General features: G+C 42.7%; 21 protein-coding genes. 12 read left to right on the top strand and 9 right to left on the bottom strand.

What is annotated here, in order from left to right:
• Positions 1-17 precede the first annotated feature (17 nt).
• Positions 18-902 (top strand): heme o synthase, encoded by an 885-nt coding sequence (gene cyoE, locus CWC02_RS16585; RefSeq protein ID WP_054554292.1) that lies wholly within the window; start codon positions 18-20, stop codon positions 900-902.
• A gap of 81 nt (positions 903-983) precedes the next feature.
• On the opposite strand, the gene CWC02_RS16580 is transcribed toward cyoE, so the two are convergent.
• The 3 genes from CWC02_RS16580 to ettA form a co-directional block, all read right to left on the bottom strand.
• The gene (locus tag CWC02_RS16580) at positions 984-1,892 is read right to left on the bottom strand and encodes a histone deacetylase family protein (RefSeq protein ID WP_138619422.1); all 909 of its coding nucleotides are present in this window, start codon (positions 1,890-1,892) and stop codon (positions 984-986) included.
• 53 nt (positions 1,893-1,945) lie between these two features.
• The gene (locus CWC02_RS16575) at positions 1,946-2,311 is read right to left on the bottom strand and encodes a PilZ domain-containing protein (RefSeq protein ID WP_054554294.1); all 366 of its coding nucleotides are present in this window, start codon (positions 2,309-2,311) and stop codon (positions 1,946-1,948) included.
• Positions 2,312-2,425: 114 nt separating this feature from the next.
• On the bottom strand, positions 2,426-4,099 hold the full coding sequence (ettA, locus tag CWC02_RS16570; RefSeq protein ID WP_130151038.1) for an energy-dependent translational throttle protein EttA: 1,674 nt from the start codon (positions 4,097-4,099) through the stop codon (positions 2,426-2,428).
• A gap of 246 nt (positions 4,100-4,345) precedes the next feature.
• Here ettA and CWC02_RS16565 point away from each other — a divergent pair, with 246 nt between their 5' ends.
• The 4 genes from CWC02_RS16565 (at position 4,346) to CWC02_RS16545 (ending at position 10,359) form a co-directional block, all read left to right on the top strand.
• Positions 4,346-5,293 carry a homoserine O-succinyltransferase gene (locus CWC02_RS16565; RefSeq protein WP_105181396.1) on the top strand — a complete coding sequence of 316 codons (948 nt, stop codon included), beginning with the start codon at positions 4,346-4,348 and terminating at the stop codon, positions 5,291-5,293.
• Entirely contained in the window at positions 5,283-6,350 is a 1,068-nt protein-coding gene (locus CWC02_RS20860) for a homocysteine S-methyltransferase family protein (RefSeq protein ID WP_138619421.1), read from the top strand. Before CWC02_RS16565 ends, CWC02_RS20860 begins: the two co-directional genes overlap by 11 nt.
• A 9-nt stretch (positions 6,351-6,359) precedes the next feature.
• Positions 6,360-8,990, top strand: coding sequence for a methionine synthase (gene metH, locus CWC02_RS16555; RefSeq protein WP_138619419.1), 2,631 nt, complete (start codon positions 6,360-6,362; stop codon positions 8,988-8,990).
• A 328-nt stretch (positions 8,991-9,318) separates the two neighbouring features.
• Positions 9,319-10,359: a GGDEF domain-containing protein gene (locus CWC02_RS16545; protein WP_138619417.1), complete on the top strand. Its 1,041-nt coding sequence runs from the start codon at positions 9,319-9,321 to the stop codon at positions 10,357-10,359.
• Between the two features lie 40 nt (positions 10,360-10,399).
• Here CWC02_RS16545 and CWC02_RS16540 read toward each other — a convergent pair whose 3' ends face one another.
• A complete protein-coding gene (locus tag CWC02_RS16540) occupies positions 10,400-10,597 on the bottom strand; it encodes a CsbD family protein (protein ID WP_138619436.1) in 198 nt (65 codons plus the stop codon).
• Positions 10,598-10,792: 195 nt separating this feature from the next.
• Entirely contained in the window at positions 10,793-11,560 is a 768-nt protein-coding gene (locus CWC02_RS16535; RefSeq protein ID WP_235372636.1) for a substrate-binding periplasmic protein, read from the bottom strand.
• A gap of 169 nt (positions 11,561-11,729) precedes the next feature.
• Here CWC02_RS16535 and hrpB point away from each other — a divergent pair, with 169 nt between their 5' ends.
• Positions 11,730-14,150, top strand: coding sequence for an ATP-dependent helicase HrpB (hrpB, locus tag CWC02_RS16530; protein ID WP_138619415.1), 2,421 nt, complete (start codon positions 11,730-11,732; stop codon positions 14,148-14,150).
• A 46-nt stretch (positions 14,151-14,196) separates the two neighbouring features.
• Here the strand turns inward: hrpB and CWC02_RS16525 are convergent, their stop codons facing one another.
• On the bottom strand, positions 14,197-14,499 hold the full coding sequence (locus CWC02_RS16525) for a helix-turn-helix domain-containing protein (RefSeq protein WP_138600233.1): 303 nt from the start codon (positions 14,497-14,499) through the stop codon (positions 14,197-14,199).
• Positions 14,492-14,863 (bottom strand): type II toxin-antitoxin system RelE/ParE family toxin, encoded by a 372-nt coding sequence (locus CWC02_RS16520; protein ID WP_138619413.1) that lies wholly within the window; start codon positions 14,861-14,863, stop codon positions 14,492-14,494. Before CWC02_RS16520 ends, CWC02_RS16525 begins: the two co-directional genes overlap by 8 nt.
• A 241-nt stretch (positions 14,864-15,104) precedes the next feature.
• Here CWC02_RS16520 and CWC02_RS16515 point away from each other — a divergent pair, with 241 nt between their 5' ends.
• Positions 15,105-15,542: an acyltransferase gene (locus tag CWC02_RS16515; protein ID WP_138619411.1), complete on the top strand. Its 438-nt coding sequence runs from the start codon at positions 15,105-15,107 to the stop codon at positions 15,540-15,542.
• A gap of 4 nt (positions 15,543-15,546) precedes the next feature.
• Here the strand turns inward: CWC02_RS16515 and CWC02_RS16510 are convergent, their stop codons facing one another.
• Both CWC02_RS16510 and CWC02_RS16505 read right to left on the bottom strand, forming a co-directional pair.
• Positions 15,547-16,638: an alkene reductase gene (locus CWC02_RS16510; protein ID WP_138619409.1), complete on the bottom strand. Its 1,092-nt coding sequence runs from the start codon at positions 16,636-16,638 to the stop codon at positions 15,547-15,549.
• Between the two features lie 99 nt (positions 16,639-16,737).
• Positions 16,738-17,625: a LysR substrate-binding domain-containing protein gene (locus CWC02_RS16505; protein WP_138600240.1), complete on the bottom strand. Its 888-nt coding sequence runs from the start codon at positions 17,623-17,625 to the stop codon at positions 16,738-16,740.
• Between the two features lie 110 nt (positions 17,626-17,735).
• Here CWC02_RS16505 and CWC02_RS16500 point away from each other — a divergent pair, with 110 nt between their 5' ends.
• The 5 genes from CWC02_RS16500 to betA all read left to right on the top strand — a co-directional run bounded on the left by CWC02_RS16500 (position 17,736) and on the right by betA (position 23,492).
• Positions 17,736-18,917, top strand: a complete 1,182-nt coding sequence (locus tag CWC02_RS16500) for an MFS transporter (protein WP_138619407.1) — start codon at positions 17,736-17,738, stop codon at positions 18,915-18,917.
• Between the two features lie 88 nt (positions 18,918-19,005).
• Positions 19,006-19,473, top strand: a complete 468-nt coding sequence (locus tag CWC02_RS16495; RefSeq protein ID WP_130166591.1) for a nuclear transport factor 2 family protein — start codon at positions 19,006-19,008, stop codon at positions 19,471-19,473.
• Positions 19,474-19,766: 293 nt separating this feature from the next.
• Positions 19,767-20,357, top strand: coding sequence for a transcriptional regulator BetI (betI, locus tag CWC02_RS16490; RefSeq protein ID WP_138619405.1), 591 nt, complete (start codon positions 19,767-19,769; stop codon positions 20,355-20,357).
• 1 nt (position 20,358) lies between these two features.
• Complete coding sequence (gene betB, locus CWC02_RS16485; RefSeq protein ID WP_054554308.1) at positions 20,359-21,822, top strand: betaine-aldehyde dehydrogenase; 1,464 nt, start codon at positions 20,359-20,361, stop codon at positions 21,820-21,822.
• On the top strand, positions 21,822-23,492 hold the full coding sequence (gene betA / locus CWC02_RS16480) for a choline dehydrogenase (RefSeq protein WP_138619403.1): 1,671 nt from the start codon (positions 21,822-21,824) through the stop codon (positions 23,490-23,492). The genes betB and betA overlap by 1 nt, the downstream gene beginning before the upstream one ends.
• The last annotated feature ends 44 nt before the right edge of the window (positions 23,493-23,536 follow it).

Genomic DNA, 23,536 nt, shown 5'->3' with positions numbered 1-23,536 from the left:
TTAGAGGAGTCGAGGAAGTGTTTCGACGTTATTTAAATGTCACTAAACCTGGCATTATCATGGGCAATTTGATCTCTGTCGCGGGGGGATTCTTGCTAGCCTCTCGCGGTGATATTGACCCATGGTTAATGATCGCAACCTTACTAGGGTTATCTTTAGTAGTGGCATCAGGATGCGCGATCAATAACGTGATTGATCGTGATATTGATGTTGCTATGGCGCGCACTCGCAAACGCGTCACAGTAACTGGCGAAATGTCAGCAAAGGCGGCTATGGCACATGGCATCGTGCTTGGTGTTATTGGTTTCGGGTTATTAGCAGTGTATACCAACGTAGTGGCACTCTTATTTGCTACTTTTGGTTACGTCATCTACGTAGGTGTGTACAGCTTATATATGAAACGTCGTTCTGTGTACGGCACCTTTGTAGGAAGTTTATCTGGCGCAGTACCGCCTGTAGTGGGTTATTGTGCCGTAACTGGGCAGTTTGATGCTGGTGCTGTGATTTTATTGGTCATGTTTAGTCTATGGCAAATGCCTCATTCATATGCAATTGCAATCTTTCGTTATAACGACTACCAAGCGGCCAGAATTCCTGTGTTACCAGTAGCGCAGGGGATCGAGAAGGCAAAGCATCACATTGTTTTATATATCGCCGTGTATGCGTTGGTTGTGATGTTATTAACCATTAGTGGTTATACAGGTTTAGCCTTTATGGCTGTAGCTTGTACAACGAGTTTTTGGTGGTTGCTAATGGCGCTTCGTGGCTATCGTCGCAATATTGATGTAAGCGGCTGGGCGCGCCAAGTGTTTGCTTTTTCAATTGTAAACATCACGGTTTTGAGCATAGCGATGGCTTTAGATTACCATTCGGTAGCTCCACAGCTACTTGTTTTAACTTAGAAAAAAGTTGCTAACATATCCCAATGTTACAGTAGCAAAGGCCCGGTTTTTTCTCCACCGGGCCTTTTTTCTTTGTTGTTTTTAAAATCGAGCAGCTTGCTCTACTACAATGCCATGACGAGCCGCTAAACGGCGATGGTCTTTATCATAACCACCACCAATCACGGTTGCGACAGGTACATTGTGCTCAAGGCAGCGTTTGAGAACTAAATGGTCGCGTTGTGCTATCCCTTGCCAGCTTATATCAAGTTTTCCTAAGCCATCTTGCTGCCATACATCTACACCTGCATCATAAAGTACTAAGTCTGGGTTTAGGGTGTTTAATAAATAACTCAGCGTATCGTCAACAACGCCTAGGTATTCACTATCAGCGACATTCGGTGCTAAACCTATATCTAAATCGCTGGCTGATTTTCGAAACGGAAAATTCTTTTCACAGTGAATAGAGCAGGTATAAGCATAGGGCTGATGCGCCAGCATTGCTGCGGTACCATCACCTTGATGAACATCTAAATCAAAAATAAGTATATTGGTTACTTCACCACTTTTTATCAGGGTTTCGCTGGTGAAAGCGAGGTCGTTTACCATGCAATAGCCTGAGCCAAAATCAGTATGAGCATGATGAGTGCCACCCGCTAAGTGGCAAGCAATGCCATGTTTAAGAGCTAAACGTGCTGTTTGTAAGGTGCCCAGAGGCGCAGTAAAGGTACGTGCCATCAGCTCTTTTGACCAAGGTAAGCCAATACGGCGCATCGCTTTTTCATCTAAGCGGTTGTGCCAAAGGTCGTGGATATAATTTTCGCAGTGCACTAACTCAAGGGGCTCAGGGCTGCCAAGCATCGGTTGAGTTAGGTTGTCATTTATTAATCCAAGGTTTTGCACATGCTCATATAAATAAGCAAACTTACTCATCACAAAGCGATGGTTAGGATCGAAACTAAACGAGTAATTTGGATGATACACCAAGGGTAAGTGGGGATTTAACTGCATAGCTTATTAAATAGCTGAATTTGCTACAGCATAACGAATCTAACGGCAAATGTTTACTCTGGCGCGTGAATTAAATGAGCTAACTCGCGATGTAATAATGCCTCATCACCCAGATTTAGCTCAATCAATCGTTTTAAGTGAGTAATACTATCAATATCGATATGTTCGCAGCGAAGGCCTGCATGCTGATGCTCAACATGGCACAGCTCCACTTGCATTTTAATCTCGATAGTTGACTCTGGTAGGGTAAAGATTAAGTCAGCTTTACTATGAATAGGCACTAAAAATGAATCACTTTTAGTAATGAGCGCACCTTGCAAAGATAGATCAAGTAACTGACAGTGATAGTCGTTATCTTCGATACGAAGGACCGCAGGGCAAGAAAATAATACCCGCGAAAACTCTCTGCGTTCATTCATAGCTGTATCTCCAACTTTAGTTACTTAATAGTATAGATCATAATGGAGTGAGTGATAGCAAAGCTTAATACAACAAAAAAGCCCCTGAGTAGGGGCTTTTTGAGTATCAGCTAATTAGCCAATTTTTTTGTATTTAATACGCTTAGGTTGTGCCGCTTCTGCGCCTAAGGTTTTCTTCAACCATTCTTCGTATTCTGTGTAGTTACCATCGAAGAAGTTAATTTGGCCTTCATCACGGTAATCAAGAATATGTGTAGCAATACGGTCAAGGAACCAACGGTCATGCGAGATACACATTACACAGCCAGGGAACTCTAAAATAGCGTTCTCAAGTGCACGTAGTGTTTCAACGTCTAGGTCATTGGTTGGCTCATCCAGTAGTAATACGTTACCACCAGCTTTTAGTAACTTAGCTAGGTGTAAACGGTTGCGCTCACCACCTGATAGGTCTTTAACGAATTTTTGTTGGTCGTTACCTTTGAAGTTAAAGCGGCCAACATAGGCACGGCTTGGGAATTCAAAGTTACCAATTTTTAATACGTCTTGGCCGTTAGAGATTTCTTGGAAAACAGTGTTGCTTTCGTCCATGTCGCCACGGAACTGATCAACCGTTGCAAGCTCAACTGTGTCACCAACAATGATCTCACCGCTATCAGGCGTTTCTTCACCACTTAGCATTTTGAATAGCGTCGATTTACCCGCACCATTGGCACCGATAATACCTACGATAGCGCCTTTCGGCATTGCAAAGTTTAAGTCATCGATTAATACACGGTCGCCAAAGCTCTTCTTCAGGCCTTTCACTTCGATAACTTGGTCACCTAAGCGTGGACCCGGTGGAATGAAGAGTTCATTCGTTTCGTTACGCTTTTGGTAATCGTTTTGCTGAAGCTCAGAGAACTGTGCCATACGTGCTTTAGACTTAGCTTGACGGCCTTTCGGGTTTGAACGAACCCATTCAAGTTCTTGTGCGATTGATTTTTGACGTGCTTTTTCAGATTTCTGTTCTTGTTGTAAACGTAAATCTTTTTGCTCAAGCCACGATGAGTAGTTACCTTCCCAAGGAATACCTTCACCACGGTCAAGCTCTAAAATCCAACCTGCTACGTTATCTAAGAAGTAACGGTCGTGGGTTACAGCAACCACTGTACCTTCGTAGTCGTGTAAGAAGCGCTCTAACCAAGCAACTGACTCAGCGTCTAAGTGGTTGGTCGGTTCGTCAAGAATAAGCATATCTGGTTTTTCAAGTAGTAAACGACAGATCGCAACACGGCGACGCTCACCACCCGAAAGGTGTTCAATTTTTGCATCCCAAGGTGGAAGGCGTAATGCATCAGCTGCACGCTCTAACACGTTGTCGATATTGTGACCATCGTGTGCTTGGATGATAGCTTCAAGTTCACCTTGCTCTTTCGCAAGTGCATCGAAGTCAGCACCGTCCATTGCATACTCGTTGTATACTTCATCAAGACGATTAAGTGCATTTTTAACTTCGCTTACTGCTTCTTCTACTGTTTCGCGAACTGTTTTGTTCTCGTCTAGCACAGGCTCTTGCGGTAAGTAACCGATTTTAGTGCCTGGTTGAGGGCGAGCTTCACCTTCAAAGTCTTGGTCAACACCGGCCATAATGCGAAGTAACGTTGATTTACCTGCACCGTTTAGACCTAGCACACCAATTTTTGCGCCTGGGAAAAAGTGTAAAGAAATATCTTTTAAGATAGTGCGCTTAGGTGGCACAACCTTAGAAACTCGACTCATCGAGAATATAAACTTATCTGGTAACACCATGAAAGGAGCCTTCAATTTATAAGAAAAATTAACAGCAAGTATTGTATACCCAAACTACCTCAAAATACAGAATTCAGCGTTTATGATAGGCTTAATATCAAGGTGTTATTTACTCAAAGAGTCATACATTTTAATTAATGACCACTCAGAAAGATTACTTCATTTGGACATCTAAACATCTAGAGGTTGAAATTTCTAACTATCCGTTCATAATTAGCAGTCAGATAAGTATGCTCGGAGCCAGCTATGCCCATTACAGTAAAAGATGAATTGCCAGCCATTGCAAAATTACGCCAAGAAAACGTGTTTGTAATGCCAAAAAGTCGCGCGAAAACGCAAGAGATACGCCCAATGCGTTTGGCCATCTTAAACTTAATGCCAAACAAGGTTGAAACCGAAGTGCAGTTTATTCGCTTGTTAGCTAATTCACCGCTACAAGTTAATGTTGAGCTATTGCGCTTAGATACTCACCGCACCAGTAGTAATTCTGAGCAGCACATGGATACGTTTTATCGCTATTTTTCAGAAGTGAAAGATAATAACTACGATGCCATGATTATCACTGGGGCGCCGCTTGCTCATTTAGAGTATGACGAAGTTGCTTACTGGGACGAGTTAAAAGTTATTTTAGATTGGGCTGAGCAACATGTTACGTCTACGCTGTTTTCGTGTTGGGCGGCCCATGCGGGTCTATATCATCACTATGGCCTTAAGCGCGAACTTAAACCAAATAAATTAAGCGGCGTATTTACCCATAAAAGTTATTTTGACCATGCAGCACTCACTCGTGGCTTTGATGATACCTTTTTAGTGCCACACTCTCGCTATGGTCATATTGATATCGACAAGATCACTGCCTGCGATGATTTGGTGGTGTTAGCTGGTTCTGAGCGAGTAGGTGCCTACTTAATTAAAAATAAATCAGGCAGCCAAGTGTATATTACTGGCCATCCAGAGTACGATGCACATACCCTTAAAGGGGAGTATTTGCGCGACCAAGAAAAATCAGCGGATGCGCCTAAGCCAGAAAATTACTTCCCAGACGATAACCCAGACAACGAACCGTCGAAGACCTGGCAAAGCCATGCCTTTTTATTGTTTTCGAATTGGTTAAACTATTATGTGTACCAAACTACACCGTATGATATTAACTTAGTTAGCCAAGATGTAAGGACTAACAACTATGCCGAGTAATGCAGTGAATAAACGCGAACAATTAACCGAGGCGCTGAAACAGCGAATTTTAATCCTCGATGGCGCGATGGGCACCATGATCCAAGAACATAAATTAGAAGAACAGGATTATCGCGGTGAGCGCTTTAAAGACTGGCATGTACTTATTAAAGGTAACAACGATTTATTAAGCCTGACTCAGCCAAAAATCATTGCGGATATTCATCGTGCCTATTTAGAGGCGGGTGCTGATATCATCGAAACGAATACCTTTAATGCCACGACTATTTCGATGGAAGATTACGATATGGCGAGCCTTAGCCGCGAAATCAACCTCGAATCAGCGAAACTTGCACGCGGTGTGTGTGATGAGTTTGAAGCAAACGATCCTAGCAAACCGCGTTATGTAGCCGGTGTACTTGGACCAACATCAAAAACCTGCTCTATCTCTCCAGATGTAAACGACCCGGGTTACCGTAATATCAACTTTGATAAGCTGGTGGCTGCGTATGTTGAGTCAACACTGGCACTGATGGAAGGTGGTGCTGACCTTATTTTAATAGAAACCATCTTTGATACCCTTAATGCTAAAGCGGCTTCGTTCGCTGTAGAAGAAGCATTCGAGCAAGCTGGTCGTAGTTTACCTGTGATGATCTCAGGCACCATTACCGATGCCTCAGGCCGAACTTTATCAGGGCAAACCACAGAAGCATTTTATAACTCAATTCGCCATATTAAACCGCTATCAATCGGCCTTAACTGCGCCCTTGGCCCTGACTTACTGCGCCAGTATGTTGAAGAGTTATCGCGCGTTTGTGAAACCTTTACCTCGGTGCATCCAAATGCAGGTTTACCGAACGAGTTTGGCGAATATGATTTAGAAGCTCCTGAAATGGCCCAAGAAATTATTGATTGGGGCAAGTCTGGCTTCATCAATATTGTAGGTGGTTGTTGCGGCACCACACCGGCTCATATTAAGGCGTTTGCGAAAGGCCTTGAAGGTGTTAAACCTCGCCAATTACCTGAGCTTGAAGTGCGTATGCGCTTATCGGGCCTTGAAGCGTGTAACTTAAACTAGGAAACCGACATGACTGACCAAATTGCTGTATTTACTAACGTCGGTGAGCGTACCAATGTAACAGGCTCGGCTAAGTTTAAGCGCTTGATCATGGAAGAAGATTACGAGACCGCTCTCGATGTTGCCCGTGAACAAGTAGAAAATGGCGCGCAAGTGATTGATATCAACATGGATGAAGCCATGTTGGACTCGAAAGCGGCGATGGTAAAGTTTTTAAACTTAATTGCTTCAGAGCCTGATATCTCAAAAGTACCTATCATGGTCGACTCATCGAAATGGGACGTGATTGAAGCAGGCCTAAAGTGTATTCAAGGTAAGGCCATTGTTAACTCAATTTCACTTAAAGAAGGTGAAGAGCCGTTCATCCGCCAAGCTAAGCTAATTAAACGCTTTGGTGCTGCTGCGGTTGTAATGGCGTTTGATGAAACCGGGCAAGCAGAAACTGCTGGTCGTAAGTTCGAGATTTGTCAGCGTAGTTATAAAATACTCGTTGATGATATTGGCTTTCCGCCAGAAGACATTATTTTTGACCCGAACATTTTTGCCGTCGCAACGGGCATTGAAGAGCACGATAACTACGCTGTTGAGTTTATTGAAGGTACGCGCCGAATTAAGCAAGGCTTACCGCACTGTAAAGTGTCGGGTGGTGTATCGAATGTGTCGTTCTCGTTCCGAGGTAATAACCCAGTACGTGAAGCTATTCACTCAGTGTTTTTATACCACGCGATTAAAGCGGGTATGGACATGGGCATTGTAAATGCGGGTCAATTAGCGGTTTACGACGATATTCCCGAAGAGCTGCGTAAAGCTGTAGAAGATGTGATCCTCAATACCGACCCAGGTGCCGGTGAACGACTTGTTGAACTTGCACCCAAATACTCAGGTATGGCGCAAGCAGAGAAAGTTGAAGATTTAGAGTGGCGTACATGGCCTGTTGAAAAGCGCCTTGAGCATGCGTTAGTAAAAGGCATTACCGAATACATCGATGAAGATACCGAAGAGTGCCGCAAGAGCAAAGCTAAGCCTATCGAAGTGATCGAAGGCCCGCTTATGGATGGCATGAACGTTGTAGGCGACTTATTCGGCGCGGGTAAAATGTTCTTACCACAGGTTGTTAAGTCAGCTCGTGTGATGAAGCGCGCCGTTGCCTATCTTGACCCTTTCATTGAAGCTGAAAAAGAAGAGGGTGCAACCAATGGTAGAGTGGTTATGGCAACCGTTAAGGGCGACGTACACGACATTGGTAAGAACATTGTAGGCGTGGTACTGCAATGTAATAACTACGAGGTTATCGACCTTGGTGTGATGGTGCCGGCAGAGAAAATCTTGCAAACCGCCATTGACGAGAAAGCCGATATTATTGGTTTATCAGGGCTGATTACCCCATCGCTTGATGAAATGGTGCATGTTGCTAAAGAAATGACCCGTCGTGGTTTTGAATTGCCGTTACTGATTGGTGGTGCAACTACCTCTAAAGCGCATACAGCGGTTAAAATTGAGCCTCAGTATGATAAAGGTGTGGTTTATGTCAATAACGCTAGCCGCGCTGTAGGTGTGGTTTCTAATTTATTGTCGAAAGAGTTAAAACCAGCATTTTTAGAGAAAACCAAGGCTGAGTATGAAAAAGTACGTGAACAACAAGCACGTAAAAAGCCGCGCTCAAAACCAGTTACTCTACAGCGTGCTCGCGACAACGCTGTAAAACTTGATTGGGACAACTACACACCACCTGTGCCTAAAAAGCTAGGTGTGACTGAATTTAAAGATGTTTCGATTGCGACGTTAAGACAGTACATCGACTGGACACCTTATTTCATGACGTGGTCAATCGCTGGTAAGTATCCACGTATTCTTGAAGATGAAATTGTCGGTGAACAAGCTAAAAGCTTATTCGCTGATGCCAACGCAATGCTTGATGAGCTTGAGCAATCAGGTGCGCTGCAACCTCTAGGTGTCATTGGTTTATTCCCTGCAAACCGAGTAGGGGATGACATTGAGATTTACACCGATGAGTCGCGTACAACGCTTTTAACTACATCGTGTCATTTACGCCAACAAACTGAAAAAACCGACTTTGCTAACTACTGTTTAGCTGACTATATTGCGCCTAAAGGCACTCCTGACTACTTTGGTGCGTTTGCGGTTACCGGTGGTCTTGAAGAAGACGACCTTGCCGATGCCTTCGATGCGAAGCAAGATGATTATAATAAGATTATGGTTAAAGCCGTTGCAGACCGTTTAGCTGAGGCGTTTGCTGAGTACTTGCATGAGCAAGTGCGTAAAGAGTATTGGGGCTATGCGGTAGATGAAAATCTATCGAACGATGAACTTATTCGTGAAAACTACCAAGGTATTCGCCCAGCGCCAGGTTATCCGGCTTGTCCTGAACATACAGAGAAGAAGAAAATCTGGCAGTTACTTGATACCGAACAGCGTATCGGCATGAAGCTAACAAGTTCATACGCAATGTGGCCGGGTGCGGCGGTTTCTGGTTGGTATTTCTCTCACCCTGAAGCTAAGTACTACGCAGTGGCGCAAATTCAATTAGATCAGGTTGAAGATTACGCTAAGCGTACCAACATGACTCTTGCAGAAGCCGAGCGTTGGTTGTCGCCTAATTTAGGCTATGAACCAGAATAATAACCTTTAGTTTAAATTAAAAACGAGCCCCAAATGGCTCGTTTTTTATGCCCATTTTTAATCATACTTTTTTCTTTTTAATTGCTTTAATACTGGCAAATTCCTTCTATTTTAAATATTTGTGTTAAAGTTATACCAATTCGCTTAATAAAGTGGTCTATTTTGAGGCAATGAAACCTCGTTGATAACAAGGCAAAAATTTCGTTATTTAGTTGTTCTAAATCAGAAATTTTTAACGCAGGTAGCGACAGGTTTAATCCCTCAAAATGATTAAGTATTATTGCGGATTGGTATTGTTGAGATTGATCAAAAAATCTAAGGTGAAATTGTGATTGATACAGTGAATGCAAGTGACAAAGATAAAGCACGATTTTTACGTGTTTTTGCATTTATTGGTTCAATCACCTCGTTTTTAATGGCGATCACCAGCTATCAAGATGGTTACCATGCCCTTAGCTATTTATTAATTATTGGCGGCTTTGTGTTTGCCTCACCTTTTGTCATTAAAAATCGTGACGAAACCATCGCAGTACTTATGCTTTACGCTCTCTATTCGATGATGTGTTTTTTAATTGTCTCTGGGGGTAGTAATGGCACTGGGCCATTGTGGTTGTTTATTGTATCTCCTGTGACCTTTTTTATTCGTGGTTTAAAGCGCGGAGCGTTTGATCTTATCTTGCTTGCCAGTATTATCTCGGTGCTTTTCTACTTTACCGATCGATTTGGTTACTACAGCTATCCGAGTCATTATTTTCCTACACGTGTCATGCTGTGTTTCTCTATTTTATGTATTTTGGCTGGCTTCTACGAATATTATCGCAACAAATACAGTTTGCAGTTAATGGAGCAACTTAAACTTAATCAAAAGCTGGCTCGCACTGACGCGATGACAGAACTCGCTAACCGTCGCTACGCAACCGAATGTTTGCAAGATAAGCGCTTTGGCGAAGGGGCTGTGTTCTTGCTGATGGATGTTGATAACTTTAAGCAAATCAACGACACCTACGGTCATCAAGTGGGCGATGAGGTGCTAATATTTTTCGCTGATGTATTTAAAAACGTGTGCACAGAAGAAGATATTATTTCCCGTTGGGGCGGCGAAGAATTTTTAATTGTGCTCCCTACAGGGCATGAGTTTAGAGCCAGAAAAGTAGCTGAAAAAATTCATAAGAAGCTTGCTGAAAAGCCATTTACGAGCGGCCAGCATCGGTTTCATGTCACCTTAAGTATTGGCCTGTACGTGCGCGTCGCTGATGAGAGCATGGATCATTGCTTAAACATTGCTGATAAACGACTTTACCGCGCTAAATCACAAGGTAAAAATCAAACGGTTGCTGAAGTAGATTTAGCAAAGCATGAGCCAGCTTGATAAATAAAGCCGCAATTAGCGGCTTTATTAATTGCTCAAATTAATGGCTTTTTTCAAAGTCGCTGACTTCACGCTCAGCTTCTTCCTTTGATTTACCGTATTTTTGCTGAAGTTTACCAACCAGCTCTTTACGGCTACCTTCAATTTTATCTAAATCATCATTGGTAAGGTCACCCCATTTACGTTGTGCTTTACCTTTAAGCTCTTTCCAATTGCCTTCTAAACGATCGCTGTTCATCATAATCTCCTTACTCTGTTAAACATTCACCTTAGTAAGAGCAATCGCTGTACCAATTTGGTGAAACTTATTAAGTGATTGATTTGTAATTATTTTGTGTTTTTGAATCTAATGAGTGGAATTTAAAAGTTTGCAATTACTACGTAGTTTTTAGAATCAGCCTGTAATATTTTCTGTTGCGCTAGTTTTAGATACTTAGTGGCTCTTAGATGTATAGCGATTGATTATCCGCGTGTATTCTTCAGTTGATTTTAGTTTACGTAAACTCTCGTTAAACCGGTCTCTTAAGGCTTCATCATGAAACAAAAAACCATTGGGGCTTTTGCCGAACAAAGCAAACCGCTGCACCGGTTCAGACACATCAACCTCCCCATGTTTTGTAATTAACGCTCGGTAGTAGTCAAAAATTTTTCCGTCCATTTGGATCACTTCATACCGTTCACGATATAAAAGCCGTACTTGGGTTGATTGGTCGTATGTTTCTGAATAATTAGGGTTTTCTTTTGCCATGTCGCGATATTCAGGTGAAAGTCGCGCTTTAGCACCTTGCCAAGATAGCACGGTATGATGTTTTAGTTGGGCGATGGACTTGAGGTCGAAATTTCGCTTGGCTAGGCTAAACGCAAAGTTCTCATAGTTGTAAGCAATATCTGAAAAGTAACCGCTCATTTGATTAGCTTCAATAACTTTATTGTTTATATCAGATACTACATCAACTAAGTTTTCATTATATAAAAGGATCCGTCTTGCATAAGGCACGTAGACGAATTGTAGTTGATAACCTTGAGCACCCAGTGTCGCGCGAAGTAAGTCAGGAATAATGCCTGTGTTGTCTTCAGCCATCACCCAAGGTGGAAGTGTATTGCCAAGTGCAACCGTAATCTTTTGCTGGCTATATGCTTTTTGAAGCGGTAAAGCTAAAAATAGCAAGGTGATTAAAATACGGGTGTAAATCCTGAACAAGTTTATTCCTTATTCTGACTTTTGTGCGGTCGTTTAATCAAGAATAAATCTAAACTGGCAGAATGCAATGTTTTCACTTTTAAAGCCCGAAATAGAAAATAAGCCTATAGCCATCGCAATTTTTAGTTTTTTGATACAATGCGTGAAAAGAAAGTAAGAGATACCTAACGTGCTGCCAGTTCAAGATATTTATCAATCCCTGTTAACCACATTACAGAGTAACCCAATGGCCTTATTACAAGCGCCACCGGGAGCGGGTAAATCAACATGGCTGCCTCTAACCTTAATGCGCGAAGGGCACTTTAAACGCATTGTTATGTTAGAGCCAAGACGACTGGCCGCACGCAATATTGCCCAGTATTTGGCAAGTCAGCAGAATGAAATAGTCGGTGACAGTGTCGGCTTACGCATTCGTGGCGAATCAAAAGTAAGTTCTACAACTAAACTCGAAATTGTCACTGAAGGCATGCTGACGCGTATGTTGCAAAATGACCCAGAGCTTAGTGATGTAGACTTACTTATTTTTGATGAGTTTCACGAGCGCTCAATTGCCGCAGATACGGCTTTGGCATTTGCCCTCGAAACACAGGCGGCACTTCGCGATGATTTAAAAATCTTACTGATGTCGGCAACCTTAGACGGCGAACGTTACAGTGAGTTTTTCAGCTGTCCTATTATCTCATCACAAGGACGAAGCTACCCTATTGATGAAGTGTATATTCCACTTAAAGACGAAAGCCGTTGGCTCGATGACATACCTGCACTAATAAAACAGGCGCTTAGTGAGCAATCGGGCAGTGCTTTAGTGTTCTTACCTGGGCAGCGTGAAATCATGCGCGTTCAGCAGTCTTTAAATGATTTAAATGATAGCGTTGAAGTATTTAGCCTGTATGGTGAGCAAAATAAAAAAGAGCAACAAGCTGCTATTGCGCCCGCTAAAAATGGCAAACGCAAAGTGGTACTAACCACCAATGTCGCTGAAACCAGTTTGACCATTGAAGGAATACGTATTGTGGTTGATAGCGGCAAACGCCGTGCTGCCAATTTCAATTTAAAAACCGGTGTTACAGAGCTTGTTACGCAAAGTATCTCTCGTTCTTCAGCTATACAGCGCGCAGGTCGTGCTGGGCGAATTGAGCCGGGGGTTGTGTATCGTTTAGGCTCTAAGCAAACCTTTGAGCGCCGTAACAGTCATGATGCGCCAGAAATTCTGACCAGTGATATTAGTCAGTTGTTATTAGAGGCAAAGCAGTGGGGGGCATCACTTGCTGAGCTTAGCTTACTCGACCCACCTAGTAACCAGCAAATTAAACAGGCAACGGCACTTTTGAAAATGCTCGAAGCCATTGATAAAAATGAAAAGCTAACACCCCTTGGCAGTCAAATGCTGAGTTATGGAGCCGATATTCGTCTCTCACACATGCTCATTAAGGCAAAGCAACTGGATCAGCGCATGCCTGGTATTTATATATTAGCGGGGTATTTAACGGCGCTGCTTGAAAGCCGCATTAGTATGCCAGCTGATCTTAATTTGGCATTACATAGTCAGCACAGTAAACCGCACCCAGTATTTAAGCAGCAATTAAATTATTGGCTATCGCGCTTACAGCTCAAGCCGGTTAATGAGCTTAAAACAGAATACTTGTCGCTGCTGGTGGCACTTGCCTTTCCTGACCGTTTAGCCAAAAAGCGCGGTAATGGTTATTTACTTGCCAATGGTGCAGGCGCCGACTTAAGTGAGGAGTTTTGGCATAACGATGATTATATTGCCATTGCTCACATGGGCGGTCATAAGGGAAACCGGGTTTTTGCTGCTGTTGCCTTTATGCCAAGTGAGCTTGAAGATGATCTTTCGCATTTATTTACTGAGCAAACTCGCTGCGAATACGATGAAAAAGCAGGGCGCTTTATCCATCAAGATGAGCTCAAGCTCGGTGCTATCACCATAGCGAGTCAACCAAGTAAACAGCCTCTAGATAAGAGCGAGCGCACTAAAGCGTGGTTAAACTTATTTAGTAAGCAGGGCTTTTCGTTATTTAATGAACAGCCCGATAGTGAGCAGTTACTTATTCGAATGAGCTTGGCAAGTAAGCTGTTACCAGAGTCATTCCCGCGTTTAAATCATGATGATTTAATTGCCGATAGCCAATGGCTTGCACCTTATTTGGATGATATAAAAAACCTTGAGCAATTAAAAAAGTTCAATTACAGCGAAGCGATTAAAAGCTGTTTTGATTGGCAGCAGCAAAGTTTATTGAATGAATTGCTCCCCTTACGATTAACGGTGCCAAGTGGTTCAAATGTAAAAGTGACCTATCAGCTTGATGGCCCTGCGAAGCTCAGTGTGCGCATGCAAGAAGTATATGGCATGACCAGCACGCCTTTGCTGGCCCAAGGTAAACTGCCATTATTAATGGAGCTATTATCACCAGCGCGGCGACCACTGCAGTTAACTCAAGATTTAGCTAATTTTTGGCAAACGAGTTACCGCGATGTGCAAAAAGAAATGAAAGGGCGTTACCCAAAACATTTTTGGCCAGATAACCCCGCAACCAGCCAAGCGACTAATAAAGTAAAAAGTAAGATGTGATTTTAATGAAGCTGAATGCTCAAAATTACAACACTTTGGATTAGGCTTAAGCGATTACTTCTAACCCTTTTTGCTCTGCCAGAGTGAGCATTTTCAATGCTGCTCCTCTTGGTGAGCTATCACCTTGCTCCCATTTTTTAACTAACTTGTCACTGACATTTAAGTATTGAGCAAAGACCGGTTGTGAGAGATTGTATTTCAGTCTTAAGTTACGAACTTGTTCGGGGGTAAATTCATGAACACTTGTAAGGCATAATGCGTCAAATTTACGCATCGTCGTTTTGTCTATAACTCCTGACTTTTTTAATCCACTCACTGTTTTGTGAACTGACTTTAATATGTCACTCATGATCATCACCTACAATTAAAAGTTCGCCATCATCGACTAGTTGTTCAAGTTCACTTTGGGAAAAACGAATAAACTCTTTTGCTAACTCTTTTAATGCTAATTTTTCTTTCGCATTTATATTAGCTCTAGCGTTTTTAGCAAACGCATAGAGAAAGAAATATTTATCACCAATTACCGCCCCGACGATAGTTCTATAACCAGTTCTTTTTCCTTTACTGCCCATGGCTACGCGCTTTTTATAAACATTACCACCTAGGTCTGCATCGTAAAGGCCTGCTGACATCTCTTTGCAAGCGTTTATTAAATCAATATCAGACAAACTTTCTTTTTTCGTGCGCGAAACAAAATCCTTTGTTTTATAAATTATAGTATACTCCGTTAGGGTACACTTTCAATGTTTCACTCAGTAGCCAATCAATGATAATGAGGTTTTCATTGGTGTCCCTCTAATGTTGATAGCAGAAGTAATGGGTGATTACCAGCTATCTATCTGCGCAAAACCAATACGAATAAAATAAACCGTTACAATTTCTAACCCTGTTTTGGTTTCTCTTTTATTGGCTGTTTAGTAGTCTAATTGAGTCATTAGTAAAAAGAGAAAGCCAGTGTCTGCAGCTATTTCCCTTGCTCAATACGTTAAAAAACGTACAGGTGTGCCTCTGGGGCATAAAGATTCGCTGCGCAATATGCTGACACGCTCGCTGGGTGCTAACTCGTTTTATTTGTTTTGGCGATATTGGAATCCGGTGTGGAGCTATTACTTATCTCGGTATGTCATGAAGCCTTGCAATGACATTATGCCGGTTTGGTGTGCGGTTGTTGTTACTTTTGCCGTCAGTGGGGCGCTGCACGATTTAGCGGTGAGTTTAGTGAAGTTAAAGCCACTATTCTTTTTTACTCCTTGGTTTACTGTGATGGGCGCTTTGGTATTAGTAAGCAAGTATAGCCAAATACAGTTTAGCTCTGCTCCATGGTGGTTAAGAGCGCTCGCCAACATCAGCTTTATTGTATTGAGCTATTGGTTGACGAGCCACCTTTTTTAGCGCGTTACTGCGTTGCTAAAGGGTAGTCAGTGTAGCCTTTTGCACCGCCTCCAAATAAGGTATCTGGATCATGCTGCGTAAGCTCAATACCTTGTTCAATGCGCGCTGGCAGATCTGGGTTGGCAACAAACGGGCGACCAAAACCAATTAAATCAGCCCAGCCTGCGGCTAATGCTTGCTCTGCTTTATCGCCAGTGTATTTGCCCGCATAAATCATTAATCCAGCATAGTTTTCACGTAGCGCTTGCTTAAAACTTTGCTCCATTAAAGGCGCATCATCCCAATCAGCTTCGGCAATGTGCAGGTAAGCAACGTTAAGGTCATTGAGTACTTTTGCTGCGCCAATATAGGTTTCAAACGGGTTATCATCGACCGTTCCATTGAGGGTTGTGAGTGGAGCAAGGCGTACGCCAACACGCTCAGCGCCAATTTCATCACAAACCGCTTGTGTCACTTGTTGTAAAAAGCGTAAGCGGTTTTCTAAACTGCCGCCGTATTCATCAGTGCGTTGGTTCGACTCTGAATCAATAAATTGATTAATTAAGTAACCATTGGCAGCATGAAGTTCAATACCATCAAACCCTGCATCTACAGCATTACGGGCAGCTTGACGGTATTCGTTTATAACCTGTTTGATGTCGTCATGGCTCATTGCGCGTGGCTGTGCAGTGGCAACAAAATCGGGTTTGTCATCTTCATCAATAAAAACTTTAACGTCTTTAGCTGCAATCGCTGATGGCGCAATTGGTTGCTCACCACCTGTGTTACTTGGGTGAGATACGCGGCCAACATGCCAAAGCTGAGCGAACATAATGCCACCAGCTTGATGAACTTTGTCGGTTACTTTTTTCCAACCGGCAATTTGCTCGGCAGTGTAAATACCCGGTGTCCAAGCATAACCCTTACCTAGGGCTGATATTTGTGTACCTTCGCTAATAATTAAGCCGGCGCTCGCACGCTGGGCATAGTAGTCGGCCATTAACTCATTGGCGATATCACCCGGTTGTGATGAGCGAGAGCGGGTCATCGGTGGCATAACAATGCGGTTTTTTAATGTATGACCGGCAAGTTGTACGGTATCGAATAATTTGTTCATTACGGCTCCTTGAAAGCGAATATGCTTTCAGCATAACGAAAATCATTTATGAAATTAATGCTACTAATCACAAAACACTTTTGTTAAAAGTGCAAAAAACTAAAGCGTTAACCTTGGTGCTATAAAGTCTAAAAACGCTAATACTCGTGATGACACACCGCTGTTTTGATAATACACCGCATGCACTTTTTCGCGGCGATTAGGGCTCAGTACTTCGCCTTCGAGCACTTTAACTAAACGGCCTGCTTTTAAATCTTCGTTGATCATAAATTCCGACAACAAGGAAATGCCATGACCTTGAATACAAAGTTGGCGCACAGTTTCACCGCTTGATGCACTGATTGAAAATTTAAGGTCTAAAGGGGTGGTTAGCGGCCAGTGATTTAAATGCGGCGCATCGGTAAAACCAATAAGCTGGTGCGAGGCTAAGTCGGTTAGCTCGTTTAATGGCGGTGCCGCTTTTAAATAATTAGGGCTGGCAACGAGCTGTAACTTACTGACTCCCAAAGTGCGCGCATGCAAGTTTGAGTCAGCAAGCTCACCAATACGAATAGCAATATCGGTTTTATGCTCAAGCAAATCGATAATGTTGTCGTGGCTGGTGATCTCAAGTTTTATGTCAGGATAAGCTTGGTTAAAGGCTTTTAAATGTGGTGCTAATTGGTGAAACACAAAAGGACTTGCAGCATCGACTCTTAATTTTCCTGATGGCGCACAATGCAGAAGCTTTAAGGCTTCTTCGCCTTGTGCAAGCTGACTGAGTGCTTCTCTAGCATAGCCTAAAAATAACTGACCTTCTTCGGTTAGCTCAATACGTCTTGTAGTGCGGTTGAATAAGGTAACGTTTAAGGATTTTTCGAGTCGAGTTACCGCCCGTGATATTTTTGCAACTTGCTCATCTAAGGCATTGGCTGCACTTGAGAAGCCGCCGGTATCAACCACGCTAATAAATGCTTCTAAATCTTGGGTGTTGGAGATCACGCTCATGGGTTTACCTTTTCATTTTTGACAAAAGTATTTTGTCACTACTGCTATTTTTTGCAAATTTAATTTTAGCCACAATAGCCGCACTTTCAAAATTAAATAGAGGATATGTGATGCCAATAGCATTACTTGCATTAACTCTCAGTGCGTTTGCCATAGGCACCACTGAGTTTGTGATTGTCGGCTTAGTGCCAACTATCGCTGATGATTTAGCGGTTTCGTTACCGAGTGCCGGGCTACTTGTTAGCTTGTACGCATTAGGGGTTGCGGTGGGGGCGCCAGTATTAACTGCGCTTACCGGACGCTGGAATCGAAAACATGTATTACTTAGCTTAATGAGCCTATTTGTAATCGGTAATTTACTGGCTTGGCAAGCACCTAGTTATGGTAGCTTGATCACCGCAAGGATTCTAACAGGCCTTGCCCATGGGGTGTTTTTCTCAATTGGTTCAACCATCGCTACAGGGCTTGTCAGTAAAGATAAAGAAGCTAGTGCCATTGCGATTATGTTTACCGGTTTAACGGTTGCATTAGTAACCGGTGTGCCATTAGGAACGTGGATTGGTCAGCACTTTGGCTGGCGAGCGACCTTTTTAGTGGTGTCTTTACTGGGATTAATTGCACTGATTGGTAGCGCGTTTTTAATTCCGAGCAACTTAAAGCAAAGTAAACCAGCTACTTTGAGTGAGCAGCTAAAAGTAATGGTGCAACCTAGGCTTTTACTGGTGTACTTGATGACCATACTTGGTTATGGCGGCACATTTACTGCCTTTACCTATTTAGCGCCAATTTTAGAGCAGCAAACTGGATTTGCATCAGCCACCATTAGCTTAATTATGCTGGTATATGGGGTATCGGTTGCTGTTGGCAATATCTACGGCGGTAAGTTAGCTGATAAAAAAGGCCCGATTAGTGCGCTGACCATTATCTTTAGTGCTTTGAGTATTGTGCTGTTAGTGCTGACCTTTACCATGCAATCTAAAGTCGCTGCGGTACTGACCATACTTGTATGGGGGGCATTTGCGTTTGGTAATGTGCCTGGGCTGCAAGTATATGTGGTTAAACTTGCCGAAAAGTTCACACCGAATGCTGTCGATGTGGCCTCAGGGTTAAACATTGCAGCGTTTAATATCGGTATTGCGCTGGGCTCAGTGTTAGGTGGTGTTGTCGTTGAAAACTACTCATTGCAAGACACTGCTTGGATTGGTGCTATCATTAGTCTAGCGGCGTTAATTGCAACACGATACAGCGGTTATTTAGATAAGCGAGCGCTTATAAAGCAACAAACAGCTTAAACTAATATATTGATAGTTCGGGGCTTTGTCGTTATTTTAGGTGCGTAGTTTGATTATTAGTCAATAACTAAAACCACAAGGAATAACGATGAAGCACCTTTATTTTCTAGCTATTTGTCTGTTAAGCACATTTAGTAGCCAAGCAAAGCAAGCTAATCCAGAGCTCACAGCATTAGCACAGCAGTACTTTAATACCATGGTTGCAACACAAGCACCTAATGCTACCAACAAAGAGTTAGAAGCTTTTTTAGCTTTATTAACTGATGATGTAGCAAACCAACATTTACCTTATCAAACAGATGATTCAAGAGAGCCAGATGGCAAAGCGATGATGCGCAAAGGCATGACTTTTTACCTTGGTGCGCACACTGAATACCAAGCAAACTTACTCGATACCTTTATTTTTAATGATTCTGCCATTGCTTTACGTTATACCCATCATGCTAAAGGTATACATCCGCAAAATCAGCAAGAAATTGAATACACACAAACCATTATGGATGTGCTCGAAATCGAAGATGGCAAGATAGCGGTTATTCGTAAATACCACGAATGAGCCTCGCTTAACTTTTAGCCTAATATGAGCGCTTTTATAAGCGCTTTTTTATTAAAAATACGCCTGCAATAAATTTTCTCTTTTTTCCGCATTTCAGCTTAAATTCATACTTTTTAGGCTTTATTTTGAATAAATTTAAAACTTTTTTATATTTCGGATAATAAACGTAAGAACAGTGGGTTAGCTTAACTTACCAGTGTAGCTTTGCGGTTGTTTACAATTTGTCAACCTTGAATTGCCATGCTCATTACCTTAACCTTTATTTTAATTGAACGTTCAATCAATAAAAAATTATGCCGAAAGTTGGAATGGAACCTGTTCGTCGTCAGCAGTTAATTGACGCCACAATAGAGTCGGTTGCAGAGCTTGGTTTGCAAGGCACCACCATAAATAGCATTAGTAAAAAGGCGGGCTTATCGTCTGGCATTATCAGTCATTATTTTGGTGGTAAGCAGGGCTTAATTGAAGCCACTGTGCGTTATTTATTGACCAGCTTAAAGCAAGCTCTGATGAACCAAGTAACGCCGCAGACCAGCCCTGAGCAACGATTAATGTTTATCGTTGAAGCAAACTTTTCGCGCATTCAGCAGCAAAGCAATAACACCAAAACTTGGTTGAGCTTTTGGGCGCATTCAATGCACGACGCCCAGTTGCATCGCTTACAAAACGTAAATAGTAAACGTTTATTTAGTAACTTATTAAACTCATTCAAACAGTTAATGAGCGATAGTGATGCCAACTTAGCCGCTGAGTTAAGTGCAGCCATGATCGATGGTTTATGGCTAAGAGCTGTATTAAGTAAGTCAGACCAAGATCAATTCGAACATTGTGAGCAATTAGCTAAAGACTACATTCGTTCACTGATAAAACAGTATGGAGCCTAAAATGACCACACCTGTTTACGAAAATTTTATTAATGGCCATTTTTTAAAGAATCAAACTGGCGATACCTTTGCGGTTAAGAACCCTGCAACGGATGAAGTGATTTATCACGTTGAAATCGCTGATGAGTTTATTCAAAACGCGGCAATCGAAAGCGCAAAACAAGGGTTTGCAGCATGGTCTGCAATGACGCCAATTGAGCGTAGCCGTATTTTATTAAAAGCCGTGGCAATCTTACGCGAACGTAACGATGAACTGGCAAAAGTAGAAGTACTTGATACGGGGAAGCCTTGGCAAGAAGCCGAGTGTGTCGATGTTGAAACAGGCGCCGATGTTATCGAATATTTTGCTGGTCTTGCTCCTGCGCAAGTGGGTCAGCAACAAATGGTTGGCAATGACTTTTACTACACACGTAAAGAGCCTTTAGGTATTTGTGCCGGTATTGGTGCATGGAACTATCCACTGCAAATTGCGTGTTGGAAATCAGGCCCAGCACTGGCTGCGGGTAATGCGGTTATTTTCAAACCTTCTGAAGAAACACCTCTTGGTGCAATTAAACTTGCAGAGATTTTCATCGAAGCGGGTGTACCTGCTGGCGTATTCAACGTTGTGCAAGGCGCTGCTGAAGTAGGGCAATGGTTAACAGCAAACCCAAATATTGAAAAAGTGTCTTTCACTGGTGAAGTAGGCACAGGCAAAAAAGTAATGGCAAGCGCTGCTGGTTCACTTAAAGATGTGACCATGGAGCTTGGTGGTAAGTCACCGTTATTAGTATTTGATGATGCCGATGTATCACAAGCTGTTAGTGCGGCAATGTTAGGTAATTTTTATACGCAAGGCGAAATTTGCACTAACTGTACGCGCATTTATGTGCATAAAAATGTTTATCAGCAGTTTATTGATGAGCTGAAAACACGCACTGAGCAAAATATTATTGCTGGCGACCCAATGGATCCGGAGGTGAATTTAGGGGCGCTTATCTCTAAAAAACACCAAGAGCTTGTACTTGGCTATATCGATAAAGGTATTCAAGAAGGCGCAACCTTGCTAACCGGTGGTAAGGCTCTGTCACCTGCATCTGCACCAAACGGTTACTTTGTTGAACCGACCGTTTTTGTCGACTGTAAAGACGACATGACCATAGTTAAAGAAGAGATCTTTGGCCCGGTAATGAGCGTGTTGGTGTTTGATGATGAAGATGACGTTATTCAGCGTGCAAACGATACCCACCTTGGCTTAGCCGCAGGCGTGTTCACTAAAGATATTCAGCGTGCACACCGCGTGATCCATCAATTACAAGCCGGTATTTGTTGGATAAACAGCTATGGTAATTCACCTGCAGAAATGCCAGTAGGTGGTTATAAGCAATCAGGAATCGGCCGTGAAAACGGTATCGAAACTTTAGATCACTATACCCAAACTAAATCGATTTATGTGGGTATGAGCAATATAGAGAGTCCATTTTAATGAGTACACAGAACTATGATTACATCATAGTCGGTGCTGGCTCAGCAGGCTGCGTGTTGGCAAACCGACTATCAGCAGACCCTTCTAATAAGGTGTTATTACTTGAAACGGGCGGTAGTGATAAAAGCATTTTTATAAAGATGCCTACCGCGCTATCAATCCCAATGAATACTGACAAATATGCATGGCAATTTCATACCGAGCCAGAGCCATATTTAGATAACCGCCAGATGCACTGCCCGCGAGGTAAGGTGTTAGGTGGCTCATCATCTATTAACGGCATGGTGTATGTACGTGGCCATGCCAAAGATTTTGATGAGTGGCAGCAACACGGCGCTAATGGTTGGGATTACCAAGCATGCTTACCGTACTTTAAACGTGCTGAATCATTCTACTTAGGTGGTAACAGTTACCGTGGCGATAACGGCCCATTAGGGGTTAATAACGGTAATGAAATGGCTAACCCGCTTTATAAAGCCTTTATCAAAGCGGGCCAACAAGCAGGTTATGCGCAAACTGATGACTACAATGCAGCCCAGCAAGAAGGTTTTGGGCCAATGCATATGACGGTAAAAGATGGCGTAAGAAGCTCTGCTAGCCGTGAGTATTTAGACCCTGTTAAGTCACGTAAAAACCTAACGCTAATCACCGGTGCTTTAGCTGAAAAAGTATTGCTCGAAGGCAAAAAAGCCGTTGGTGTTGAGTTTTCAGTGTCTGGCTCTAAGCAGCAGGCATTTGCAGCAAAAGACGTTATTTTAAGTGCGGGCCCAATTGGTTCACCGCATATTCTGCAATTATCAGGTATTGGTGATAAAGACATCCTGAGCGAAGCGGGGGTTGAGGTTAAACATCACTTACCAGGTGTTGGCCAAAACTTACAAGATCACTTGGAGTTTTACTTCCAATATAAGTGTAAGCAACCAATTACTTTAAACGGAAAATTAGGCCTTGTTTCAAAAGGGCTAATTGGTGCTCGTTGGCTATTAAACCGCTCAGGTTTAGGGGCAACGAACCATTTTGAATCATGTGCATTTATTCGCTCAAAACCGGGTGTTGAATGGCCAGATATTCAGTATCACTTTTTACCAGCAGCCATTCGTTATGACGGTAAAAGTGCCTTTGATGGTCATGGTTTCCAAGTTCATGTTGGGCATAACAAACCAAAAAGCCGTGGTGCAGTAACGATTAAGTCGGCGGATCCACAGGTTGCGCCAAAGATCCAATTTAACTACTTACAGCATCAAGATGACATTGAAGGCTTTAGAGCTTGCGTACGTCTAACTCGCGAGATTATTGAGCAAAGTGCGTTTGATGAGTATCGCGATGGTGAAATTCAACCCGGTAAAGATGTTCAAAGCGATGAAGAAATCGATGCGTTTGTTCGTCAAGCGGTTGAGAGTGCTTACCATCCGTCATGTTCGTGCAAGATGGGTGAAGACGAGATGGCCGTGGTTAACTCGCAAACTCAAGTACACGGTATCGAAGGTTTACGGGTTGTAGATTCATCTATTTTCCCAACCGTTCCAAACGGTAATTTAAATGCGCCAACCATTATGGTGGCAGAAAAAGCGGCGGACCACATTTTAGGTAAGCCTGTGTTATCGGCATCAACTGCAGATGTTGCTATGGAAAAACAATGGCAATCAACGCAGCGTAGTTCGGAGATCTAATAAGGCCACCCGCAGTTTCGGCTGTGGGGCTTGCAGTGGCGCGC

The sequence above is a fragment of the Pseudoalteromonas sp. S2721 genome, assembly GCF_005887425.1.
In the GTDB taxonomy this organism is placed as follows: Bacteria; Pseudomonadota; Gammaproteobacteria; order Enterobacterales; family Alteromonadaceae; genus Pseudoalteromonas; species Pseudoalteromonas simplex.
This window is presented reverse-complemented; position numbering and strand designations above follow the sequence as displayed.

Bases quoted from the DNA above. Each gene is read 5' to 3' on its own strand.
- CWC02_RS16580 (WP_138619422.1), bottom strand. From the start codon at position 1,892: ATGCAGTTAAATCCCCACTTACCCTTGGTGTATCATCCAAATTACTCG.
- CWC02_RS16575 (WP_054554294.1), bottom strand. From the start codon at position 2,311: ATGAATGAACGCAGAGAGTTTTCGCGGGTATTATTTTCTTGCCCTGCG.
- ettA (WP_130151038.1), bottom strand. From the start codon at position 4,099: ATGGTGTTACCAGATAAGTTTATATTCTCGATGAGTCGAGTTTCTAAG.
- CWC02_RS16565 (WP_105181396.1), top strand. From the start codon at position 4,346: ATGCCCATTACAGTAAAAGATGAATTGCCAGCCATTGCAAAATTACGC.
- CWC02_RS20860 (WP_138619421.1), top strand. From the start codon at position 5,283: ATGCCGAGTAATGCAGTGAATAAACGCGAACAATTAACCGAGGCGCTG.
- metH (WP_138619419.1), top strand. From the start codon at position 6,360: ATGACTGACCAAATTGCTGTATTTACTAACGTCGGTGAGCGTACCAAT.
- CWC02_RS16540 (WP_138619436.1), bottom strand. From the start codon at position 10,597: ATGAACAGCGATCGTTTAGAAGGCAATTGGAAAGAGCTTAAAGGTAAA.
- CWC02_RS16525 (WP_138600233.1), bottom strand. From the start codon at position 14,499: ATGAGTGACATATTAAAGTCAGTTCACAAAACAGTGAGTGGATTAAAA.
- CWC02_RS16510 (WP_138619409.1), bottom strand. From the start codon at position 16,638: ATGAACAAATTATTCGATACCGTACAACTTGCCGGTCATACATTAAAA.
- CWC02_RS16505 (WP_138600240.1), bottom strand. From the start codon at position 17,625: ATGAGCGTGATCTCCAACACCCAAGATTTAGAAGCATTTATTAGCGTG.
- CWC02_RS16500 (WP_138619407.1), top strand. From the start codon at position 17,736: ATGCCAATAGCATTACTTGCATTAACTCTCAGTGCGTTTGCCATAGGC.
- CWC02_RS16495 (WP_130166591.1), top strand. From the start codon at position 19,006: ATGAAGCACCTTTATTTTCTAGCTATTTGTCTGTTAAGCACATTTAGT.
- betI (WP_138619405.1), top strand. From the start codon at position 19,767: ATGCCGAAAGTTGGAATGGAACCTGTTCGTCGTCAGCAGTTAATTGAC.
- betB (WP_054554308.1), top strand. From the start codon at position 20,359: ATGACCACACCTGTTTACGAAAATTTTATTAATGGCCATTTTTTAAAG.
- betA (WP_138619403.1), top strand. From the start codon at position 21,822: ATGAGTACACAGAACTATGATTACATCATAGTCGGTGCTGGCTCAGCA.